The sequence below is a fragment of the Solimonas variicoloris DSM 15731 genome (assembly GCF_000382285.1).
In the GTDB taxonomy this organism is placed as follows: Bacteria; Pseudomonadota; Gammaproteobacteria; order Nevskiales; family Nevskiaceae; genus Solimonas; species Solimonas variicoloris.
The window spans coordinates 1-2,513 of the sequence record NZ_KB907965.1 but is presented as its reverse complement, the minus strand read 5'-3'; the positions used below and the strand labels follow the sequence as shown (position 1 = coordinate 2,513).

At 59.6% G+C, this 2,513-nt stretch carries 3 protein-coding genes and 1 pseudogene; all 4 read right to left on the bottom strand.

Annotated elements, in window-relative coordinates; translation table 11 throughout:
• Positions 1–253 precede the first annotated feature (253 nt).
• Entirely contained in the window at positions 254–1,159 is a 906-nt protein-coding gene (locus tag H149_RS0119085; RefSeq protein ID WP_020651363.1) for a replication protein RepA, read from the bottom strand.
• A gap of 32 nt (positions 1,160–1,191) precedes the next feature.
• The gene (locus H149_RS22965) at positions 1,192–1,428 is read right to left on the bottom strand and encodes a plasmid partition protein ParG (RefSeq protein ID WP_083931147.1); all 237 of its coding nucleotides are present in this window, start codon (positions 1,426–1,428) and stop codon (positions 1,192–1,194) included.
• Entirely contained in the window at positions 1,425–2,054 is a 630-nt protein-coding gene (gene parA, locus H149_RS0119080; protein ID WP_020651362.1) for a ParA family partition ATPase, read from the bottom strand. The genes H149_RS22965 and parA overlap by 4 nt, the downstream gene beginning before the upstream one ends.
• Before the next feature lie 118 nt (positions 2,055–2,172).
• Positions 2,173–2,513: pseudogene (locus H149_RS23700) on the bottom strand (hypothetical protein); the annotation flags it as partial.

The window sequence follows — 2,513 nt, the reverse complement described above, 5'->3', positions numbered from 1 at the left end:
GATTTCACGATCCAAGGGGGGGCGATTTCACGAGGGAAACGCCCCAAGGGGGGGGCGATTTCACGAGGTACGGGGGGGCAATTTCACGTGGATAAGTTGGTCAACTCACAGGCTTGTCCACGTCCTCGATGTACTTCCGACGACCAAAACCGGCCGCTGGCCACCTGTGTGCGAACTATTGACGGTCAATAGTTATGCGCCCGTCTTCTTCCTCGCGCGTAGGGGGGGGCGATTTCACGACAAGCTAGGATTTTCAAGGCTTGAAGGGGATCGGTGGCGGCGAACCCAGCAGCAACAAACCGCCTGTGACCTGCTTCACCTTGGCTTGAGGATAGACCGCCAGAACCTTCCTCAACTGGGGCACGAAAGCATCTTTGAAGTTCTTGTCGGCATCCTTGCCGGTGTATTCCTGGGCGAACTGCTCTCGCAAGGACTTCCAGTGCAGCGTGACGCCCCGGCCCTCGATGCGGTGCAGCCTGTGTGCAAGCCAGGCGTACACGTCCAGGGCCAATGCAGACCCCTTCAAGGCGTGCAGCGCGCGTTTGTCCAACGGCACCGCGCTGTCAATCAGTGAGCTGTAGAAGTGCTCTGACAACACCATCAATCCAGGCCACAAAGCACGCTGGCCAGTGTCCTTGTTGGCCAACCATGCATCGAACTGCTCGACGGCTTGGCCGTTGAACGTCCGGCCCTTGTAGCCGATCTGCAAGCGGCAGGCGGCCAGCGCGTGCATCTGCTTTCGCAAGCTCGCGTAGCGCCGGCCGTCGTCGCCCATACCCATCAGATCTAAAAACTGTGCGGCGCTGTCCCCGATGGGGATCTCCTTAGCCTTATTACGAACGGCATAGGTCGAAACATGAGCTAAGGCGAGGCGCGGCAACGCACCGTAGGGGATAGGCTGTTGCACCGGCCCCTTCCCTTCGTCGAGGTATCCGGCTTGGACATTCACCCAAGCTGCACCGGACTGGCGCATGAACTCGCGGCCGTCGACCTTGGAGCGCGGCAATCCGACTTGGCAGAAGATGGCATGAGTAAACGCCATGTCTTCCGCCAGGTCTGGCGGGTTGCTGAAAATGTCGGTCGCGGCATCCAGTAGCTTGTTCTCCTGGTGCGTGAGGCTTATTGCCTTGCCTTCCTTCTCGGCTTTGCTGTTGCTCATGGCGCTCCTTCCGTAAAAGCGTATAACCGCTTTTAATGATTTCCGTATTTCTGCAAAAGAAGCTCGCGCACTTCGTCTGCGATCTTTGTTCCGCGCATCGCGCATTGCGCCTTGATGGCGCGGTGCAAGCTCTCGGGCACGTCGATAGTGAGACGTTTCATAGCTTCCGGCGCGTCACCACTGCTACGGCTCTCCACCCATGCATCAGCGGCGGCCGGCGCGGGCTTGCTAGTGGGCTTGGTGCCAATCGAAACCTTCTTTGTGCTCATCGTGCGAACTCCATCAGCTCGGCCCTCATGGCCTCGATTTCGGCCGCTGCCGGCCCCTGCCCGTCAATCTCATGTACCGCCCGGCCCTGGGCCGCTGCTTCTGCGAAAACCACTCGCTGGGTGATGCTGGCCACCAGCGCCGGCACCGGGTAGGCAGCCAAGGCTTCCCCTACATCTCGGCCAATCGCCGTATTTGCGATTTTACGATTTACCACAAAGGCAGATTTCAGGTTTTCTTTATATACCCTGGCTTCCTCAATCAGCTTCACTACCTCATCGGCCGCCCAAATGTCGTAGGGCGACGGCTGCACCGGGATAAGCACGACATCGGCGGCCATGATGGCCGACCGGGCAAGGTCGGTTACTCGCGGGGGGCCGTCGATGATGATGTGGTCGTAGCCGTGGCCGATCTGGCCGATTTCCTTGTGGACGGTCGGCCGGGGCAGGCCGACCACAGAGAACAGAGGTTCCCCCTCACGAGCTGCCGCCCAATCCAAGGCACTGCCCTGGGGATCGGCGTCGATCAGCAGCACCCGCGCCCCGGTGCGTGCCAGGCTGGCCGCCAGGTTCACGCTGAGGGTGGTCTTGCCGACCCCGCCTTTCTGGTTCAAAAGTCCGACGATCATGTTTTCATCCTTTCCGCGTTTGCGTAAGTGCGATTTTACGACTAATCGTAAAACATGAAAAGCGGAACAGACGTAAAAAAGCCCGGCAATGCCGGGCCGAGAATAGAAGCCGGGGCGGTCAGTCGTGCTCGCCCTTGAGGATCGCCACAATCCGCTCGAAGGACTCCACCAGCGCGGCCTTCTCACTCTCTCCAATGTCACGATAGCGGCGCAAGGCGCTTTCGATGGAGGTCACAACCGTATCGAGGTTGCGGGCGTTGTCGCTGAAAATCTTGAAGAAGGTCAGCCATGCACGCACCGGGATACCGGATACCTCTTGCTTCTCCGTGGACTTTACGAAGTCATCCAGCAACCCATAGCGGGCAATGCGCCCGAAATTGCCGCCGCCGTCATCTTCGGCACGGTCGGAACACTGGTCAGTTTTGACGGCAGGGTAGGGAGCTTGGTGGGTGGCCGGGG